Origin of the sequence: Sphingomonas sorbitolis (assembly GCF_036663875.1) — a bacterium.
Taxonomy (GTDB): Bacteria; Pseudomonadota; Alphaproteobacteria; order Sphingomonadales; family Sphingomonadaceae; genus Sphingomonas.
Map to the genome: position 1 here is coordinate 832883 of NZ_JAXOJS010000002.1, position 18716 is coordinate 851598.

The following is an 18716-nucleotide window of genomic DNA, read 5'->3' on the forward strand; positions in this document are numbered from 1 at the left end:
GGAGGCGGATAGATCGACGACGGAAAGCCACGGCATCTAGCGTTTCGTGAACAGTGCTTTGGGCAGAACGACGTGGACGCCCTTGTTGCGGTCGACGAGTTCGGTGATCTCGACATCGCCCGCGACGCTGATCAGCATGTACGCATCGTCGCGCGTCATGCCTTTTTCCGCGACGAGGAAATCGATCATGTTGCGCAGTGCCTTGCGGGTCGCATGGCTGAGATCGTCGTCGAAGCCCATCGCGATATAGGCCTTGGGCGTCTCGGCGCGCGGATAGGTGATTGCCGCCTTCTTGTGCAGCACGAACTCGAACGTACCGGTCAACGAGGTTTCCAGTGCAGTGATATCGACCTCGCCATTGCCCTGTGCGGCATGGCCGTCGCCGACCTGGAACAGCGCACCGGGGGCGTAGACGGGGAGGAACAAGGTCGTTCCGGCGACGAGCGCCTTGTCATCCATGTTGCCACCGTTGATCGTCGGCGGCGCGCTGTCGTAGCGGCCGAACGCCGGGGGCGGCGCGACCCCCATGCTGCCGAAGAACGGCGCCAGTGGCACTTCGACGCCGGGCGCGAACAGGCCGACCATGCGCTTGGTGTCGAGCGGGACGATCTTCATGCGCGCATAGGGAAAATCATCGGTCAGGAACCCCGCCCCGTACCGGAACGCATTATAGGCATAGGGTATCGCCAGATCGACTTTCCGGATGCGCACTTCCAGCATGTCGCCGGGTTCCGCGCCCGCGATCGCGATCGGTCCGGTCAGGATATGGCCGCCGGGGCCGCGTGCGCTGGCCGGGACGCCGTCATAGACGGCACGCAGCGCCGGTTCGATCTGCGCGGGCGTGACGCCGGCCTTTTCCAGACCTGCCGGACTGTTGGTCAGCAACGTATGGATCACCACCGTGTCGCCCGACCGGATCGTCAGCACAGGCTTGTCGGTCGCATCGTAATGCCCCCAGGCGACCGTCTGCGGAGTCGCCTTCAGTTCGTAGGTCGCAGCGCCCGCGGGCGCCGCCGTAGCGACTAAAGCAACCAAGGCAGTATGGATCAGGTGGCGCATCGTCATCCTTTCAATAAGCCAAAGCGCAGTTGCGGGCGCGCATCTCGCCCGCCAACGTCATTGACGCGGGCTGCACCGCCGATGCGATGCTCGACGCAATTCCAGCCGCAGCAATCCGCGCAGGCCCTAAGCCCATGCCCCTAGCTAGTAGCAATGCGTCCTCTGGTGAGGCTGCAACGCAAGATCGACGATGCATGATGGGCGCTCCCAGTGCTAGTGGGCGATCTTCGCTAGCACCGCGAGCAAGGACAAGAGGCTAATGCGTGCAGCGTCCACGCGGGCCATTTTCACCGAAGGTGACCCGTCGCGATAGATCGGAAAATACTCTTTCAGTCGCGCGGAGCACGGGCGATCACGCCCTGAGCGACACGAAGACGGGCCTTCCATATCTTAACCGACGGATGCCCGGACGCCAGGCCGGCAAGCCGCCCTTCAATCTGAGCGACCTCTCGCTTGGCTGCATCAAGTTCGGTGGCTGTTGGTGCAGGCTGGATATTAGCCCGCGCATGCGCACCGGTGCGCCCCTGGCTCTTGGTCATGGACGAGGCGATGGTCTGAGATGCTGGCCGTCGTCAATGAGGGAATAGTATCGGCGCGGCCGCGGCTGGCGACACGAGGCGCCGCTTTCCGACATTCACCCTCGCTTCTCCGCCTTTCACTTCAGCCGTTCATGCATGGCTGTCCAACGCACCCAAGGGGCTTAAGCCTGCGTTGGCAGCCGGCCTGTCAACGGCATACTTCTCAGACGTTTCCCGGTCGCTGAAGCGAGAGCGTTCGCCAGTGCGGCCGCGGTCGGCCCCTGGGCGCACTCACCGGTACCGAGGAACGGCGTGCCCGGCCGATCGACGACCTCGACGGTCACGCTGCGTGGTACATCGGCAAACCGGAGTATCGGATAGGTGCTCCAGTCATAGTCGGTCCGGCGCGTACCGTCATGCCCCGCCGCTTCGAACGCGGTCCAACTCAGCGACTGGACGATCCCGCCCTCGACCTGATTGCGGATACCGTCCGGGTTGACGGCCTCGCCGCTGTCCACGGCAGCGACGGCGCGGTGGACGATAAGCCGACCCTCGTCGGGGATATGCTCGACGTCTAGCGCGACTGCGCAATAGGCACCGTGGTTCTTGTAGCGCGCAAAGGCAAAGCCCCGTCCGCGATTGGGTGTAGCGCGGTATCGCGCCCAGCCGAACCGCGCTGCTGCCCGTCGGATCACGGCGGTCGCCCGCGGATCGTCCAGATGAGCCAGCCGGAACGCAACCGGATCGCGTCCCGCTGCCGCCGCGAGCTCGTCGATGAAGCTTTCGAGCGCGAAGATGTTCAGGTGTGCGCCAAGCCCCCGCAGCGCCGAGACGCGCACCGGCATGTCGGGCAGGAAATGACTGACGATGGTCTGGTTGGGAAAGCGATAGAGTGGAATGGCGTTGCGGTCGCCGCCGCCATTGGGCTGCGGGATGGGTTTCGGCGGCGTCGGCTTGAACGGCGGTACGATTTCGGCGCCGGCGAGAAGATCGCCCGCTGCGACCGGGCGCGTGCTGTGCGTGTTGCTCCACACCTGATGTCGCCAATCGACGATCCGTCCCGACGCATCGAGCGTTGCATCGACCTGCGCGAGCATCGGCGGCCCAAGCGGTTCCCAGCCATGTTCCTGCTCCCGGCTCCATTGCAACCGAACGGGCACGCCGGGCATCGCCCGGGCGATCAACGCGACGTCGCCCGCCACGTCGTCCGCGCCATTATGGCCGTAGCACCCCGCACCCTCGCGGTGGACGCACCGGATGCGGTCGACGGGCATCGCGAGCAGGTCGGCGATCGCCTTGCGCAGTGGCTCGACCCCCTGGCTATGCGTCCAGACCGTCAGCCGTCCCTCGGCGAACAGCGCGACGGCACAGGACGGCCCGATCGCGCCATGCATGAGATAGGGCCTGTCATACCGCGCCGACAGCTGCTGGACACCGCGGGCGCCGGGATCGTCGCGACGGGTCTCGATCACCTGGCTTTCCCGCCGCATCGTCAGCAACCCGGCTGGCATAGGCGGCAGCGTCGGTACTGCCGGGTCGCGTACCCAGCGGGCGCGACTGGCGATCCGCAGCGCCTGTTCTAGGGGCCATTCGCGCGGTCCGACGATCGCGGCGAAACGCCCGGCCTGCACGACCCTGGCGACACCCGGCTGCCGGCGCAGCGCGGCGATGTCGGGCGTCAGTTGCGTGCCCGATGATGGTCCCCGCAGGACACGCGCATGCATCATGCCGGGCAGCCGCATGTCGTGCACATAGCTCGGCAAACCGGTCAGCTTCGCAGGCAGGTCGACGCGCGGTATCGCCCGTCCGATCAACCGCCGCGCCGCCCGGCGCTTGCGCGGTACGTCTGCGCGTGCGCGGACCGCCAGCGAGGTCGATGCAGCCAACTCCGCATAGGTTGCGCGCTTGCCCTGTCCGTCGAGCACGGCACCGTCGCGCGTGAAAAGCGATGTCACGGGCACGCTCCACTGCGTCGCGGCCGCTTCCGCCAGCAGCAGCCGGACGTTGGCGGCCGCGTTGGCGATCGCGGTACCACTCTGTTCGAGCGTCTGGCTGCCCGCAGTCACGCCCTCGTTAGGGGTCAGGCCGGTATCCGCGGTGATCAGATCGACCCGTTCGATCGCCACGTCCAGCTCGTCGGCGGCAAGCTGCGCCATCGCGGTCTTCACGCCGGTGCCGAGTTCGACCTTGCCCGTGAACACCGTCACGCGACCGTCCGGTGCGATCCGGATCCAGGCGTCGAGATCGGGGAACTTCGCCAATGTCCCCGGCAGGTCGGGCGCGATTGTCGGCGGTCCGCCGCTACCCTCGCCACCGCCGGTCTGCGCCAGCGCGGCAGCCGGCGCGAGCGAGAATGCCACCAGCAAGCCACCCAGCACGTCGCGACGTGACGCCTCCCCACTCACGTCACGGGTTCCGCGGCATCGACCACGCCGCCGCCGCGCATCACCGCTGCTCGTCGGACCGCGCGCAGGATCCGCATGTGCGTCCCACACCGACACAGCGAGGGTGCCATCGCCGTCCGCAGCTCATCCTCGGTCGGCGTCACCGTCGTGCGCAGCAGCGCTTCTGCACGCGCCATCATGCCGGGGATGCAATAGCCGCATTGCGCCGCCTGTTCGTGAAGAAAGGCGCACTGAACGTCACCTGGTTTTGCGGCCGTGCCCAGTCCCTCGACCGTCGTAACCTCCCGCTTCCGATCGCGCCGACGGGAAGCAGGCACGAGAATACCGGCTTGTCATCGACCAGCACGGTGCACGCCCCACATTGCCCCAGCCCGCACCCGAACTTCGCGGCATGCAGCCCCAGATCGTCGCGCAGCACGTAGAGCAGCGGGGTCGCGGGATCGACATCGATGCGCGTCGTCGCGCCGTTGACAGTCAGGTCGATCATTCGCCCTCCTTGCGCGCCTTGGCGACGTCTTTTTCCAAATCTTTCCACGCCGGTCCGGTGCCATGGCGCATTTGCAGATACGCAACGATCACGGACACTTGCCGGTCGTCGAGAGCGTCGGCGAATGCCGGCATGTATGGCCCCCGCGGCGAGACCGGCGGATGGAGCCCCTTCAGGATGATCTGGATCGTGTCGCGTGGGTTGTCCTCGTGCAGCGGTGTGCCGAGCGGCAAGGCTGGACGCCCCGCAACCATCATCGCCGCGCCCGGCTCGTGGCATACCGCGCAGGCCCCTTCGTAGAGCCGCGCGCCGTCCGGATGACGCTGCGACGCGAAGGCGCGACGATCGGGCAGCGGCCGCTCGAACCGTGCGGCAGGCGCATCGCGCATCTGCCACGCATAATAGGTGGCGAGCGCGCGGACGTCGGCGGGCGCTGCCCGGGCCAGATATAGGTTACCGATCCCATCGGCCCCGCCGCAGCAGCATGCGCCGTGCTCAGCCCGGTACGGAAATAGACCTCGAGCCGCTCGACCGTCCATGCCCGTACCGCAGGCGAGTGCGCGGTGATCGGGGGTGCATACCAGCCACCCGACCACCCGCCGTCATACGCCTGCGCGCCGTGCTTCTCCTGCTGCAACAGGCCACGCGGACTGTGGCAGGCGGTGCAATGCGCGAGCGTCTCACCGATGTAGCGTCCCCGGTTCCAGGCAACCGACTGGTGGGGATCGGTTGTGATCGGCTCTCCTTGGAAGAACAGCAGCTTCCACCCGGCAAGCAATGGCCGAAATCCCAGCGGCGGAATCATCGTGTTGGCGGGTGGAACCGACCGCACGGCCGGTCGGGTCATCAGGAACGCGTACAGCGCGCTCAGGTCGCCGTCCGTCACGTTTGCATAATGGGTGTAGGGAAAGGCCGGGTACAGATGGCTGCCGTCACGCCCGACGCCCTCACGCATCGCGCGTCGGAACGCTGCCGGTGACCAGGCGCCGATCCCGGTCGCGGGATCGGGTGTGATGTTGCTGCCGTAGATCGTTCCGAACGGCGTCTTGACCGGATACCCGCCTGCATAGGGACGCCCGCCCGCAGACTGGTGGCAACTGGCGCAGTTGCCCAGTCGCGCGACATTGGCGCCCTGCGCAACGAGCGCCGGATCAAACAGACGAGGATTGGGCCGCGTCACGGTCGCGATCGCTGGCCGGTACGCAATGATCGCGAAGACCACGACGCAGACGCACAACGCCGCAACGGCCCAGATGACCCTGCACGTGATCCCGGACCGGGTCATCCTAGTGTATGTCCGGCGATCAGCGTTCGCCCTCGCCTTCGCCGCTCTCGTTTTCGCCGCCCTCATATTTGCCTTCGCCGCGCTGACCGGCATGGTGTTGTGCGGCACGCGCGCGACGGGGATTGCGGACGACATGGCGCGATTTGGTCAAGCGCGCGACGTGGCGACCCTCGCCTTCGCCCTCTCCCTCGCCGCGCTCGTTCTCGCCGCCTTCACCGACCTGATCGACCGACGGCGCCATAGGCTTGGCTGCTGCTTCGGTCAGGATCGCCTGGCCCGATTGCGCGACCACAAAGGCACCGACGCCCATCCACAATTTCGTACGCATACCTAATTCCTTACTCGGCAACGCGTTGGCCGCATGGGCTTGGACTGATAGGGGACCCGCCCGACGTCATGCCGATGCCACGAGAACCCTAATGTTGATCATGATTGCCAACGTTCTGGACGCCGACAATCTCCGGTCGTTGCGAGATAATCTCGGCAAGACGCGCTATGTCGATGGGCGCCGGACTGCCGGTCGCGAAGCCCGCCCGGTCAAGCGCAACGAGCAGGTCGACCGTGCCGACCCGTTGCTGGCCGACATGCAGGACTTGGTGGTTGATCGGTTGCTCGCGAACCCGTTGTTCCGGATGGCGACACGACCGCACGTGGTTCGCCCTCCCTTATTCAGCCGCTACGAACCCGGCATGGCGTATGGCAGCCATGTCGATGACGCGATCATGGGTGGCATGCGGACCGACGTTTCAGTCACGATCTTCCTGTCCGACCCCGATACGTACGAAGGCGGCGAACTGGTGATCGAGTCTGCGGCGGGCGAACAGGATGTGAAACTGGCGGCGGGCGATGCGGTCGTCTATCCAACGAACGCGCTTCACCGCGTCGCCCCGGTGATATCCGGCGAAAGACTGGCCGCCGTCACGTGGGTACGCAGCCTGATCCGCGATGCGGATGCGCGCGAACTGTTGTTCGATCTGGAAACGGCGCGGCACGCGTTGTTTGATCGCCTCGGCAAAACGCCCGAGCTGGATCTGTTGGCGAAAACGCAGTCCAACCTGCTCAGGCGTTGGGCCGAAGATTGAGACTGACTTTCCCCGGCCTCTAGGCTCGAACCGGGCGATCCCCCATGCGCTCGCCGAGCCGCACGGGCCGCGCCGGCACCCAGCTTTCATCAAAGGCGATCGTTCCCTGCTGAAATAGCATCACGATGGTTGAGCCGAGCAGGAAGCGCCCCATTTCCTCGCCCTGTTCGAGGGCAATCTCCTGATCGGCATAGCGCCATTCCGTCGGCGTGCCGGTACGCCTGGCATTGACGATGCCGTGCCATACGGTCGCCATGCTGCCGACGATGGTGGCGCCGACCAGCACCATGACGAATGTGCCATGCTCCGGACTCTCGAATACGCACACTAGGCGCTCATTTCGCGCGAACAGGTTGGGCACACCTTGCGCCGTGACGGGGTTCACCGAAAACAGACTGCCTGGAATGTAGCGCATACGGGTCAATCGGCCGGCGCACGGCATGTGGAGACGGTGATAGTCACGCGGCGACAGATAAAGGTTCGCGAAACTGCCGTGACGGAACGCCGCTGCCAGGGCGGCATCGCCGCCGATCAGTTCGGTCGTGGTGAACCGATGTCCCTTGGCCTGCACGATGTGATGATCGTCGATCGCACCGACTTGGCTGATCGCGCCGTCTACCGGGCAGACGAAGTCAGCATGGGCCAGCGGCCGAATGCCCTTCCTCAAAGGCCGCGAGAAGAAGTCGTTGAAGCTTGCGTAGCTGGCAATGTCGGGATTTTCCGCTTCGCTCATATCGACCCCGTATCTGGCGACGAACCAGCGGATCAGCCGGGTCGTCATAGCACCGCCCCGCGCTCGGGCGATCCTACCGGCCAGAAGGGTCAGGCGCTGCTTTGGCAGGGCATATTGCAGCAGGACGGTAAAGCGATCGGACATCTTGAACCCTCGAGTATCGGCCGGCGGAGGTAACGGTCGATGTCCGCTAAGTGAGCGTCTCATCAAGCATATTCTCGAAAGCCCCAAGCCAGCGCGCCCTCGAATATGAACGGGAAATCCTCATATGGCGAGCATGGGTGGTCGCGTAAAAAGGATAGCCGGGCTCGCGGAGGCTGCCGCGAGATCCGCAGCAGAGCAAGAAGATGGGGGCTGCGCATTATGCGGGCGGCTGCTCGGACAACGCGTGGAGCGGCATCACGTTGTTCCCAAGAGCGAGGGCGGCACACAGACCGTACCGGTACATCCAATCTGCCACCGTACCATCCATGCCTTTGTGACGAATCGCGAGCTGGCTTCGACCTATGCGACGATGGATAAGTTGCGTGAGCGCCATGATATACGGCAATATCTTCGATGGATCGCGGGCAAAGCGCCTGACTTCCGCGCACCTACACGGCGACGCAATGCGTAACGGCGCCCCATGCCAGACGTTCGCGTCCGTCAGCAGGCTTTCGAACTTAGGCCTTTTGATCGGGCGTCACTTTAGTGCTTGGGGGGCGCCTGCGCGCCCCAGACCGCTGGCGATTACGCCGCGGCCACCTTGGTACGCGTGGAGGTATGACCGCCGGAGCGATGCAGGATCTCGGCTGCATCCTCGGGGGTCACCGCGGCAGTGCTAGTATCGACGGACACGAACACGCCACCCTCGTTAATCCGCCCCTCGTAATAGCTGGCATCAACGCGGCTGACACCGTGATCGGTCATCACTTTCTCAAGCCCCCCGATGGCACCACCGAGCGCTGCTCCGGTTATCGCAGCACCAGGAATCGCCGCCGACGCGATCGCGCCAGCGGCAACCAGGGGGCCGACACCCGGGATGGCAAGCGCCGCAATGCCGAGCAGCGTCCCGATGCCAGCGCCGGCCGCAACCTTACCAGCGAACTCCTGCGTGTCGCCGTTGCCGTCGGTAGTCGCGGTCTTACCATCGTGCTGAGCGACGATGGAAATGGCGCGATCGTCGACGCCGGCATTGCGAAGCTCCAATACCGCGCGCTCTGCGTCGGCATGAGTATCGAAAACGGCGGATATGAGGGTCGTGCTCATGATGATTCCTATCGATGGCTCAGAGTGCAGATGCTCATAGAAGCGGTGTCGACAGACGATCGTTCCAGATATTGAAGGTTACCGCCGCGGTAACCGAGAATAGACACTCGCGATCAGGCTTCGTCAGTCGAGATCGGCTTGCGCGCAGCCATCTGTACGGGCTTGCCGATGACCGGGCGGCCGGGCGGCCACCGCCGCGCGATACACCGATCCTTTGCGACCCTCGCGACAGTGACTGCATCGCCCTGATTACCGCCAAGGATATGATACGCGTCGGCGTCCTCGCCGACATAGAAGCCGACGTGACCACCGCCCGGACGCGCGAACACCAGCACCGCGCCCGGTGCCAGCCGTTCCGGACGAAGCGCCTGCCCCCATGTCGACCACGACGTCGCGCGAACCGCGATTGCAACCGGCTCGATACCGTCTTCCTGAAGGCAGTAGGCGACGAATACGCCGCACCACGGAACGCTATCGGCGTTGTAGACCATGCCCAGCACTTTCGTGCCGAGCCGCTTCGCCCAGCCTAGAATAGTTGCGCTGTTCGCTGAACCGGCAGCCTCTTCTGTGCCCAACTTCGCCCTAGCCGCCTCCAGCCACCTCGGCTCTGTTGCCAAAACGCTTGCTCCTTACACCGACGCAAGCCGAACCGCGCGCGGTCGCGCTTGAACGCGCGGCGCTAGACCATCCGTTCCATCAGCGGCCGCATCGTCGTCACAACCGCACTGATCACGGACGCGCCGATCATCACGCCATCCGGCGCATCAGTGCCGCGTCCGACTGGCATCAGCCACAGCGTTCAGGCAGTCCGCCAGCACTTCCCATTGCCGGTATTGCTCCGGCCGCCCGGGAGGCGTCTTCTGCATACCCGACGCTACGATCTCGCACGCGCCCATCTGTCCGTGATCGGCCATCAAGGCGAAGGCCTGTTCCCACGCGTCCTGCATCAAACGGACAACCAGTCGGACTCAGCATCGTCGACCGCGGCGAACATGTCGCCCTCGGCCTGCATGGCGCTGAGATGCTTCCGCACCGCTTCGGGATCCCCATTTCGGGGGAAGCGGCGGTCGGCGAGTGCGGCCACAGAGAGTTGACCGACAAGATCGCTTCGGTCCTTCTGCGTCACAAGCCACTGGCCGAACGCCGGCTTCGGCTCCTGCTGGTCGTCATCGTGATCGGTCATTTAGAGTCCTTCGAATCATTGGCCCACCAATCGCATCAGATCGATGTTCATGCAATGTTCTTACGTACCGATCTGGATGTGGGAGGGCGACGCCAGCGCGACGCCCTCCCGTTCGCTCAGCGAACCGTACCGCGACGAAACATGTTGACGATCGCGAGCAGGATCACCGCGCCGACCAGCGAGATCAGGATCGACTGGATGTTGAGCGCGCCGTCCATGATCGAAGCGCCACCGATGAGCGGCGTGATCAGGAAGCCGGCAAGCAACGCGCCGACGATGCCGACGACGACGTTGAGGAAGACGCCCTGCTGCGCGTCGGTCCGCATGATCATGCTGGCGACCCAGCCGATGAGTCCGCCGACGACGAGAAGGATAATGAGGTTCATGATGAGGCTCCTGTTCGATATTGGTACAAATGCTCAACGGTCGCGGCGCCCGATCCGTTCAGTTCGCGCGGTTTTCGGCAAATTCGAAATTAGTGCTCAAGTACTGGGACCATTGGTATATTAATGCCGGTGCGACTGGAACCAGGAGCCCTCCACGGCGCTGAACCGGGATGACCAAGATGCCCGCGAAACCGCTGCACGCCCCCACCCTGCACCATCTCGAACAGCTCATGACCGGGCTGCTCGAGGGTGTGATCCTGATGGATCCAACCGGGATCATCCTGAGCGCCAACCCGGCCGCGCTGAAGATGCATGGGGTCAAGGCGGTCGAGGATCTCGGACAGACCGCGGACGACTATGCCACGCGGTTCCGTTTGCGCTACCGGGATCACCGCAAGCTGCCACGGCGGGACTATCCGCTGATGCGGCTGCTCGCAGGCGAGAGCTTTCCCGACCTTACCGTCGAGGTCGCACCGGTCGACGCCGACGAGCCGCGCTGGGTCCATCAGGTCCGCGACATCGTCATGGACGAGGATGGCGGCGAGCCCGATTGCCTGGGCCTCGTCATCAACGACGTCTCCGAACGGTTCGACGCGGAGGACCGGTTCGAGGCGATGTTCCACGCCAACCCCGCCCCCGCACTGATCATCCGCGTCGCCGACCAGCGCTATGTACTGGTCAACCAGGGTTTCCTCGACCTGTCGGGCTATGCGCGCGACCAGATCGTCGGCAAGACGCTGTTCGATTTCGACTTTTTGGCCGACGTCGAGCGCAAGGCGTTCGTCAAGGAATGCGTCGCGGCGGGCAAGACGATCCCGCAGCTCGAAGCGGAACTGCCGCTCGCCGGCGGCGAGACGACGCTGGTCATCCTTGCGGGGCAACCGATCGAGGTCGCCAACCAGGACTGCCTGTTGTTCACCTTCGCCGATCTCGAACCGCGACGGCGCGCGGAACATGCGCTGAAGGCAAGCGAGCGCCACTTCGCCTCGGTGTTCGAGATGGCGCCGGTCGCGATGGTCGTGACCGAAGGCGACGACAACCGCATCGTCCAGGTCAACGCGGCGTTCAAGGCGTTGACCGGCTACACCGACCACGCGGTGATCGGCCGCATCGCCGACGACCTGCAACTCTGGAACGATGCCGCGCAGCGCCAGCAACTCGAAACCGAGATCGGCGAGCATGGCGGCTTCCGTAGTCGCGACGTGCAACTGCTGCACAAGGCTGGCGAGGCGCTCGACTGCCTTGTGTCCGCCGAACGGATCAGCGTCGACGGAACGCCGTGCGTGCTGTGGCTATATCAGGACATCTCGGCCCGACGACGCGACGAGTTGGAACTGGTCGAGGCGATCGACACGGTGATGAAGGACGCCAACTGGCTCAGCCGGTCGATCATGGATAAGCTGGCGACCTTGCGGAACCCGCGCGGCGCGACCGGGTCCGCGGCCCCCACGGCCGATCTCAGCAAGCGCGAGCGCGAGGTGCTGGAGCTGATCTGCCAGGACCTCGACGACGCCGCGATCTCGGAACGGCTGGGCCTGTCGCGCAACACGGTCCGCAACCACGTCGCGCGGCTGTATGCGAAAATCGGCGTCAACCGCCGCAGCGCCGCGATCGTCTGGGCGCACGAACGCGGCGTCGGCCCCTCATAAGCTGAACGACGTGGAAGATGCGGTCTGAGAGGCTGTGCCGACGGTTCGGGCCTCATAGTGCCGAGCAGATACGCGCGACGTCACTAATCCCACAGTGCATCAATCCGCATCGCTTACCGACAAGAACGTCACGGTCCCGTTCTCAAGCTTTACGCAAGTAAGGACGCCGGTTTCATAGGCCCCGGTATCGATGCCGATCCGATTGGCGCGGTGTTCGGGACTGCTGCTCGTCCAGGTATGCCCATGGACCACGATCTTCTCATGGCGGTTCGGCGAACCGAGAAACTCGTCCCTGATCCATAACAGGTCGGCTTCGGATTGCTCCGCAAGCGGCATGCCCGGCACGATACCGGCATGTACAAAGGCGTAATCGCCAACCGTCAACATCAGGTCGAGCTGTTCCAAGAAGTGCAAGTGTGCGACCGGCAAGCGTTCAAGCAGATCGTCGCGCGCGCGCAGATGCTCTAAGACGTCGGCGGTGGCGCACGGTGGTTCGACCCCATAAGACTGTAGCGTTTCTACGCCCCCGAACCGCATCCAGTCGCGCGCTTGCTCCGGATCTCGAACATAGTCGAGCATCACAGCCTCGTGATTGCCCTTGAGAAAGCGCACATCATACGGAGCGTAACGCTTGAGCCAGCAAAGCGCGTCGAGGACGCGCGCGGAGTCGGGGCCACGATCGACATAGTCGCCACAAAAAATCAGGGTTGGGGCGGCCGTATCGCTTCGTGATGCAACGTCTTGAGCAATCTTTGTCAGCAACGAACGCAGCAGTTCGTAGCAGCCGTGGATGTCACCAATCGCATATATGATCTGGCCGTCGACACTGCCGATGACGGGAGGCGTGCCCGGAGACGGAATAGCTGCCGATGTCACCAGTCATTCCCCGTCGATCGCCGCTCTTCAATGAGATCGAGAAGCTGCAGCCGCAAGTCGCGGTAGCGGTCCAGAGTAGCGTCCGGGCGGTCAGATGCGCGTCGCTGCAAATTGGTCCAGCGCCTCTGAACGCGCGCCAAAGCCTCGCTATCGACGCCGGCACGACGCGCCGCTTCATAGGTCGTGAGGAGCTGTCGATGCGCCGCCAACAGGCTTGGGCGCATGCACCATGCGCGCTCATCGTCTGGCAGATCATCACAATTGTCAGCCAACGGAGGCGGGCGCCGGACATTGTCGGATCGAGCGCCTAACCCGGATCGCTCGACTTGAACCTCGGTTTTGCGAGGGGCGGGCAATGTCTTAGAAGTCGATGCGACCACCGTCGGCGGAGAGACCGATGACGCCGACGTCGTATCTGCAGACGCCTGTATCGGATCAGGAAGGGTTACTGGCGGACGCGGGACGAGAGCGGTCTTACGCAACGTTGAGGTTTTTTGCGCCACTGTCGTAGGCCGAGTGGGAGACACGTCGCCTACGAATAGCGCCAGCCCCGCCGATGCGCCCGCCAGCACAAGTACGCCAATGCCGATGACCGCCGGCATCAACCCCCGCCGCCGCCGCGTCTTCACGATCTTGACGATGCTGGTCGATCGCGGCGTGTCGCGTCGGTCGGTGAAAATTGCGTCGAGATCGCGCGCCACGGCGCTCCGTCGCGTCGCGAATACCGATTCCCGGGTTTCGTGCTCCATTGTTTCACCCTCGGTATCGATGTGTCGGTCGGCGGCGTATTGCCGCGGCAATATGAACGGCGGGCTAATCGCGACCTTGCCGCCGTTAAGGGCCGACGCGATTGCGCAAACGCTTCGACAGGCTACTCGTGATGAACATCATACCGGCTATGGCGAACGACCCACCCCAGATGACCAACACGATGATGAGTGCGATTTTCAGCATTCCCAGTCTCCTAAACGAGGAGACTATCCAAATCGTTCGGCACACCGTCTGAACATAATTGTTATGCGAAGTTCATGATCGTCAATCTGGTTGCGTTCCGCCAGCGCGCCGAACGTCGTCGCTGGGTGGACCCGAGGTGACACACGCGCAGGGGGACAGTCACGGGTGGGCGGGCATGCGCTCCACCGATGCCTAGCCGCGAACTGCGGCGTTGCCCGTTGGCTCTTGTCCGCCATGGACGCGTTGGCCCGCCAAGATGAAGGGTACCGTGGCAGCGGGACCGGCCTTTCCGAACAGATAGCCTTGTCCGTAGTCACATCCGCGGTCGAGCAGGTAGCGTGCCTGAACATTGGTCTCGATACCCTCCGCCACGACCTCCATGCCCAATTTGTGACCGAGCCCGACGACAGCGTCGATGATCGCGGCATCGTCGGGATCCGTATCCAGATTGCTGACGAAGCTGCGGTCGATCTTGATGATGTCGACGGGAAAAGCTTTGAGATGCGTAAGCGATGCGTACCCCGTGCCGAAATCGTCGAGTGCGATCTTCACGCCTTCATGACTGAAAACGTTCAGCGCCTCCGCGACGGAGTCCGCGCCGCGACCGAGAAATACCGTTTCGGTGACCTCGAGCTCGAGACGCGAGGTCGCTATGCCCGAGCGGTGCAGGCGCTCCAGAATTCGTGAAACGAGGGATTCGTGGCGGAACTCGGCGGGCGAAAGGTTGACCGCGATGCGCCCGAACTCAACGCCGTCGTCGAGCCAGCGACGCATGTCCTGGATGATTTGGGCGAACATGCGTTCGCTGATACCGGTGGCCAGATCGAGATCCTCGAATGCGGCGGCGATGGTTCCGGGCGCTTGCACACCCAGCGTCGGGTGATGCCAGCGCAGGAGCGCCTCGAAACCACAAACGGCGTCGTCCTTCAGCGAGACCTTCGGCTGATAATAGGGCATGATCCGGTTATCCCGAGCGGCATCGCGGGCGACGCTGATCATCGAGGACCGTCTCTGGAGGTCGGCACGCATCGCCGCTCGGAAGGGCAGAAACCCACCACGGTTGCGCTCCTTCCCCGCGTATAGCGCGATGTCGGCGGCCTTGAGCAAATCTGCGGCGCTGGCGCCATCTTGGGGGTACACCGATCCGCCCGCCGTAGCCTGGCAATCGACGATGCGCCCTTCATAGGTAAGCGGCTCGCGGAGCGCATCGAGCGCGGTCTGGACCTCGACGACGAGGGTATGCTCGTCGGCTCGTTCGAGAATGACGGCGAATTCGTCGCCGCCAAGCCTGCCGATGGCACCGCGCTTGCCAAAAAAAGTCGTCAGCCGGTCGGCCAGGGTCTGCAGAAGCAGGTCGCCCGCGTCGTGCCCGATCGTGTCGTTGGTTTCCTTCAGATGATCGACGTCGAACAACACCAGAGCAACATGCGTATGATCCCTAGCGGCGGTGGCGATGGCGCTCTCCAACCGCCCCACGAACGCCGTACGATTGGGCAGGCGCGTCATCCCGTCGTGCTCCGCCGTCCATCTGATCCGGTCTTCGACGTTCCGTTCCTCGGTCACGTCGCGCACCGTCACGAGAACGCGGTGCAGCCTGCCCAATGGGGCTTCGATCCGCCACCCGGCCGTCTTCATCCACCGCTCGGCACCCGTGTCGGCGCGCCGGATCCGGACCATCGTCTCGAACCGGTGTCCGCTATGGCCGGCACGAACCGCGCCGATCAACGTCAGCAGCTTGGATCGGTCGTCTGGCACGACGCAGGACAACGCGGTATCGATGGACGGTGTGGCATCGATCGACAGGCCCAGCATGGCCTTGAACTCGTCGGACCACTCACGCCGGTCGTGGGATGCATTATAGTCCCAGATGCCAAGGCCAGCGGCCTGCGCCGCGAGGCGGAAGCGCTCTTCGCTGTCGCGCAGGGCCTGCTCCGCCAACTTGCGGTCATGAATGTCCTCCAGCGTCCCGTACCAGCGCACGACCCGACCTTCGTTATCGAGCCGGGCCACCGCACGCGAACGGACCCATCGATATTCGGCGTTGCACGTCTTCAACCGATACTCGATGTCGATCGGTAGCTTGGTTCTGACCGACGTCCTCCAGGCCTTCGCCGTATCCGTCGCATCGTCGGGGTGAAGCCTTTTGAGCCACTGATCCCCCAAAGCGGCCGATGGTTCTGCGCCCGTCATCTCGGCCCATCGGGGGCTGACGCGTTCGATGCTCCCGTCCAGTGCCGCGGTCCAGTTGATCTGGGGACTAAGCGCCACGGCGTAACGCGCGTCTTCGTCATCCTCATCGAGGCTACCGGTCGACGACGGCTGACCGGCAACGCCCATCGCCGCTTCCTCCGCGGCAAGGACCGCTTCGGCGAAAGGATCTCCAGGTGCATCCCGGTCGTCATGGGACCGAAATTCTTGATGTCCGAGCTGATCCAACCCTCGCCCCTCCGATGCCGCGCATCGTCGCACGTGCCCCACTGATCGACGGTCACGCCTAACGAATGGTAACTGAACCAAAACGGGCGATAATTGCTCTAGTTGGGGCAACCAGGCGCGATCGTCAGCTATCTCCGACCATGGCCTTCACAAGCTCCGTCATCTTGCCGTCCCGTTCAGCGAAACGGAACGGCTTCACTTCATCAACGATAATCTCGTCCGCGAATGGATGGGTGATGACTTTTCAGGGTCAAACTTCGAACTGAACCACTTGTCCTTTTGGGACATGACCTTGTATTCTTTCACGACACCCCCGTTAAAGCGATTTGATTCGCCCTGTCTTCGAACATCCGCAATTGATCGCACTATGTCGAGCGACGAATTTGTGTGGCGTCGTGGCCGTGGGGAGACGCATATATGGGTCGCCTTAGGATCGTAGCGGACCCGGTGAATGCGAAGCACAGGTGGCGATGATCACCGGATAACCGCCGACAGCGAGCAAGTCTGGCGAGATGCTCTGCTTGAAACCTGCAGCGCGGCCATTCTTTCTTCGGGAGAAGGCGACGACGCAAGTTTTACGTCAGCCACCCAACCAATCGGCTGTAATCTCGCCCTTATGCCCCTCCGGGGCCAGCACAGTGCGGAGGGCTTCCAGAAGAGGTGGCAGCGCCTGCATGAAGGCGTAGGGCGGGTTGACGATAAAAAGGCCCGCGCCATTATAGATGCCGGGCTGATCGTCATCGTACAACCAATGCTCCACCCCCAGCAATTTCGGGATGCCGAGCCGGCGCAACTGCGCCTTCCACTGCCAATGCGTGGCGCGGTCTTTCAGCGGAAACCAGATCACCGTCACGCCATGCGCCCATTTGCGGTGAGCGGCGGCAAGGGTGGCTGTGATCCGTTCGCGCTCATCGAGCTGCTCGTATGGCGGGTCGACGACCACCACGCCGCGCGCAGTTCGGGGCGGCACCATCGCCAGCCAAAGCTCATAGGCGTCGCGCTCATGCACGGCAGCGGATGTGTCGCGCATCACGCCGCGCAAGGTATAGGCGTCCGCGGGATGTTTTTCGTTTAGGATCAGGAAATCCTGCGGGCGCAGAAGATGCGCCAGGATCCGCGGCGAGCCTGGGTAGACGTGCGGCTCGGGCCCGACGTTCACCGCCTGTACGACGGCACGGTAGTCGTCCAGCAACGGGTTCGGGTCGGCAAAGGCCCGCAGTACGCCCTGCGTGGACTCGCCGGTGCGTTGGGCGTCCTCGCCCTCAAGGTCGTACAACCCGCAGCCGGCATGCGTGTCGATCAGCGTCAGTGCGCCCGGTTTTTGCTGCAAGGCCCGCACGAGAGCGATCAATAGGCTGTGTTTTACGACATCGGCGCTGTTGCCGGCATGGAAGGAATGGCGATAATTCATTGCGACCCAAAATCCTGACGATCTGCCTTTATCGTGCTGCTGGGCGCGGTTGCCAAGCGAGAGGCGACCGAAGCCGCCGATCGGGTGCCGATATAAAGTCGGACGGAAACCTTCAACGCACTTCGCGGCCGGTCGCTGAGTAAAGCCTGTAATCGCTCCGACCCGATCCGGTCTGCAAACGCCGATCCGACCGCGATGGCGAGGCACTGCGGCATCGCCTCCGCCTCGCTTACCTGCCTGTACGTGAAGCCGCTTTACGACAATGCGGAACTGCCGGCTGCGCCGGACCAGTTCCTTCGCCAATGAGCGAGACTACGACCGTGACAATCCGCCCTCAGTAAGAGCTGCCACTGACGTGACCCCCGTTTTTTCCTCCAGTTGAAGCTAGAGTCCGACCCCGGAAAGGGACGGACAGATGAAGCGGAAGCAGTTTTCGGAAGAGCAGATCATCGGCATCCTGAAGGAGGCCGAAGCGGGCGCGGTTGTGACGGATCTGTGCCGACGGCACGGGATGTCGAGCGCGACCTACTACGCCTGGAAGGCCAAGTTCGGCGGTCTGGAGGTGTCCGATGCGAAGCGGCTGCGGGCGCTCGAGGAGGAGAACGCCCGGCTCAAGCGACTGCTCGCGGATACGATGCTCGACAATGCAGGTCTGAAGGACCTGCTTTCAAAAAAATGGTGACGCCTGCCGCGAAGCGGGAAGCGGTCGCGCATCTCCAGACGGCGCTGGGGATGAGCGAGCGGCGGGCGTGTGCTGTCGTCGGGGCGGATCGCAAGAGCATGCGGTATCGCTCGAGCCGGGCAGATGATGGCGACCTTCGGTCGCGTCTGCGTGAGCTGGCGCAGCAGCGCCGACGGTTCGGCTATCGGCGGTTGCACATCCTGCTTCGGCGGGAGGGCATCACGATCAACCGCAAGAAGACACAGCGGCTTTACCGCGAGGAAGGTCTGACAGTCCGTCGCCGGAAGGGACGAAAGCGCGCCGTCGGCGCGCGGGCACCTGC

At 63.9% G+C, this 18716-nt stretch carries 20 protein-coding genes and 1 pseudogene; 4 read left to right on the top strand and 17 right to left on the bottom strand.

Going from position 1 to position 18716, the window contains the following annotated elements:
- Positions 1–36 precede the first annotated feature (36 nt).
- From U1763_RS09125 to U1763_RS09160, 8 genes are all read right to left on the bottom strand, one after another.
- Entirely contained in the window at positions 37–1059 is a 1023-nt protein-coding gene (locus U1763_RS09125) for an acetamidase/formamidase family protein (protein ID WP_332754940.1), read from the bottom strand.
- A gap of 329 nt (positions 1060–1388) precedes the next feature.
- On the bottom strand, positions 1389–1598 hold the full coding sequence (locus U1763_RS09130; RefSeq protein ID WP_332754941.1) for a cytidylate kinase family protein: 210 nt from the start codon (positions 1596–1598) through the stop codon (positions 1389–1391).
- 161 nt (positions 1599–1759) lie between these two features.
- The gene (locus U1763_RS09135; RefSeq protein ID WP_332754942.1) at positions 1760–3955 is read right to left on the bottom strand and encodes a molybdopterin cofactor-binding domain-containing protein; all 2196 of its coding nucleotides are present in this window, start codon (positions 3953–3955) and stop codon (positions 1760–1762) included.
- A gap of 23 nt (positions 3956–3978) precedes the next feature.
- The gene (locus tag U1763_RS09140; protein ID WP_332754986.1) at positions 3979–4245 is read right to left on the bottom strand and encodes a (2Fe-2S)-binding protein; all 267 of its coding nucleotides are present in this window, start codon (positions 4243–4245) and stop codon (positions 3979–3981) included.
- Positions 4158–4469, bottom strand: coding sequence for a (2Fe-2S)-binding protein (locus U1763_RS09145; RefSeq protein ID WP_332754943.1), 312 nt, complete (start codon positions 4467–4469; stop codon positions 4158–4160). The genes U1763_RS09140 and U1763_RS09145 overlap by 88 nt, the downstream gene beginning before the upstream one ends.
- Entirely contained in the window at positions 4466–4726 is a 261-nt protein-coding gene (locus U1763_RS09150) for a c-type cytochrome (RefSeq protein WP_332754944.1), read from the bottom strand. Before U1763_RS09150 ends, U1763_RS09145 begins: the two co-directional genes overlap by 4 nt.
- Positions 4723–5754: a c-type cytochrome gene (locus U1763_RS09155; protein ID WP_332754945.1), complete on the bottom strand. Its 1032-nt coding sequence runs from the start codon at positions 5752–5754 to the stop codon at positions 4723–4725. Before U1763_RS09155 ends, U1763_RS09150 begins: the two co-directional genes overlap by 4 nt.
- A 19-nt stretch (positions 5755–5773) precedes the next feature.
- Positions 5774–6082 (bottom strand): hypothetical protein, encoded by a 309-nt coding sequence (locus U1763_RS09160; protein WP_332754946.1) that lies wholly within the window; start codon positions 6080–6082, stop codon positions 5774–5776.
- A gap of 91 nt (positions 6083–6173) precedes the next feature.
- On the opposite strand from U1763_RS09160, the gene U1763_RS09165 reads away from it, so the two are divergent.
- Complete coding sequence (locus U1763_RS09165; RefSeq protein WP_132736702.1) at positions 6174–6836, top strand: Fe2+-dependent dioxygenase; 663 nt, start codon at positions 6174–6176, stop codon at positions 6834–6836.
- 19 nt (positions 6837–6855) lie between these two features.
- Here the strand turns inward: U1763_RS09165 and asd are convergent, their stop codons facing one another.
- A complete protein-coding gene (gene asd, locus U1763_RS09170; protein WP_132895652.1) occupies positions 6856–7713 on the bottom strand; it encodes an archaetidylserine decarboxylase in 858 nt (285 codons plus the stop codon).
- A gap of 133 nt (positions 7714–7846) precedes the next feature.
- Between asd and U1763_RS09175 the strand changes: the two genes are divergently transcribed.
- Entirely contained in the window at positions 7847–8185 is a 339-nt protein-coding gene (locus U1763_RS09175; RefSeq protein ID WP_132895847.1) for an HNH endonuclease, read from the top strand.
- A gap of 113 nt (positions 8186–8298) precedes the next feature.
- Here U1763_RS09175 and U1763_RS09180 read toward each other — a convergent pair whose 3' ends face one another.
- From U1763_RS09180 to U1763_RS09195, 4 genes are all read right to left on the bottom strand, one after another.
- A complete protein-coding gene (locus U1763_RS09180; protein ID WP_132895653.1) occupies positions 8299–8817 on the bottom strand; it encodes a general stress protein in 519 nt (172 codons plus the stop codon).
- A gap of 113 nt (positions 8818–8930) precedes the next feature.
- Positions 8931–9434, bottom strand: a complete 504-nt coding sequence (locus tag U1763_RS09185; RefSeq protein ID WP_332754947.1) for a TIGR02594 family protein — start codon at positions 9432–9434, stop codon at positions 8931–8933.
- Positions 9435–9763: 329 nt separating this feature from the next.
- Positions 9764–10000, bottom strand: coding sequence for a hypothetical protein (locus U1763_RS09190; RefSeq protein ID WP_332754948.1), 237 nt, complete (start codon positions 9998–10000; stop codon positions 9764–9766).
- A gap of 116 nt (positions 10001–10116) precedes the next feature.
- A complete protein-coding gene (locus U1763_RS09195; protein ID WP_093400148.1) occupies positions 10117–10386 on the bottom strand; it encodes a GlsB/YeaQ/YmgE family stress response membrane protein in 270 nt (89 codons plus the stop codon).
- A gap of 170 nt (positions 10387–10556) precedes the next feature.
- Between U1763_RS09195 and U1763_RS09200 the strand changes: the two genes are divergently transcribed.
- Positions 10557–12035, top strand: coding sequence for a PAS domain-containing protein (locus tag U1763_RS09200; RefSeq protein ID WP_332754949.1), 1479 nt, complete (start codon positions 10557–10559; stop codon positions 12033–12035).
- Positions 12036–12134: 99 nt separating this feature from the next.
- Here the strand turns inward: U1763_RS09200 and U1763_RS09205 are convergent, their stop codons facing one another.
- The 4 genes from U1763_RS09205 to U1763_RS09220 all read right to left on the bottom strand — a co-directional run bounded on the left by U1763_RS09205 (position 12135) and on the right by U1763_RS09220 (position 17712).
- Entirely contained in the window at positions 12135–12911 is a 777-nt protein-coding gene (locus U1763_RS09205; RefSeq protein WP_243643249.1) for a metallophosphoesterase family protein, read from the bottom strand.
- On the bottom strand, positions 12908–13660 hold the full coding sequence (locus U1763_RS09210) for a hypothetical protein (RefSeq protein WP_332754950.1): 753 nt from the start codon (positions 13658–13660) through the stop codon (positions 12908–12910). Before U1763_RS09210 ends, U1763_RS09205 begins: the two co-directional genes overlap by 4 nt.
- A 397-nt stretch (positions 13661–14057) precedes the next feature.
- On the bottom strand, positions 14058–16412 hold the full coding sequence (locus U1763_RS09215; RefSeq protein WP_332754951.1) for a putative bifunctional diguanylate cyclase/phosphodiesterase: 2355 nt from the start codon (positions 16410–16412) through the stop codon (positions 14058–14060).
- 469 nt (positions 16413–16881) lie between these two features.
- On the bottom strand, positions 16882–17712 hold the full coding sequence (locus U1763_RS09220) for a 23S rRNA (adenine(2030)-N(6))-methyltransferase RlmJ (protein ID WP_332754952.1): 831 nt from the start codon (positions 17710–17712) through the stop codon (positions 16882–16884).
- Between the two features lie 415 nt (positions 17713–18127).
- Between U1763_RS09220 and U1763_RS09225 the strand changes: the two are divergent.
- Positions 18128–18716: pseudogene (locus U1763_RS09225) on the top strand (transposase); the annotation flags it as partial.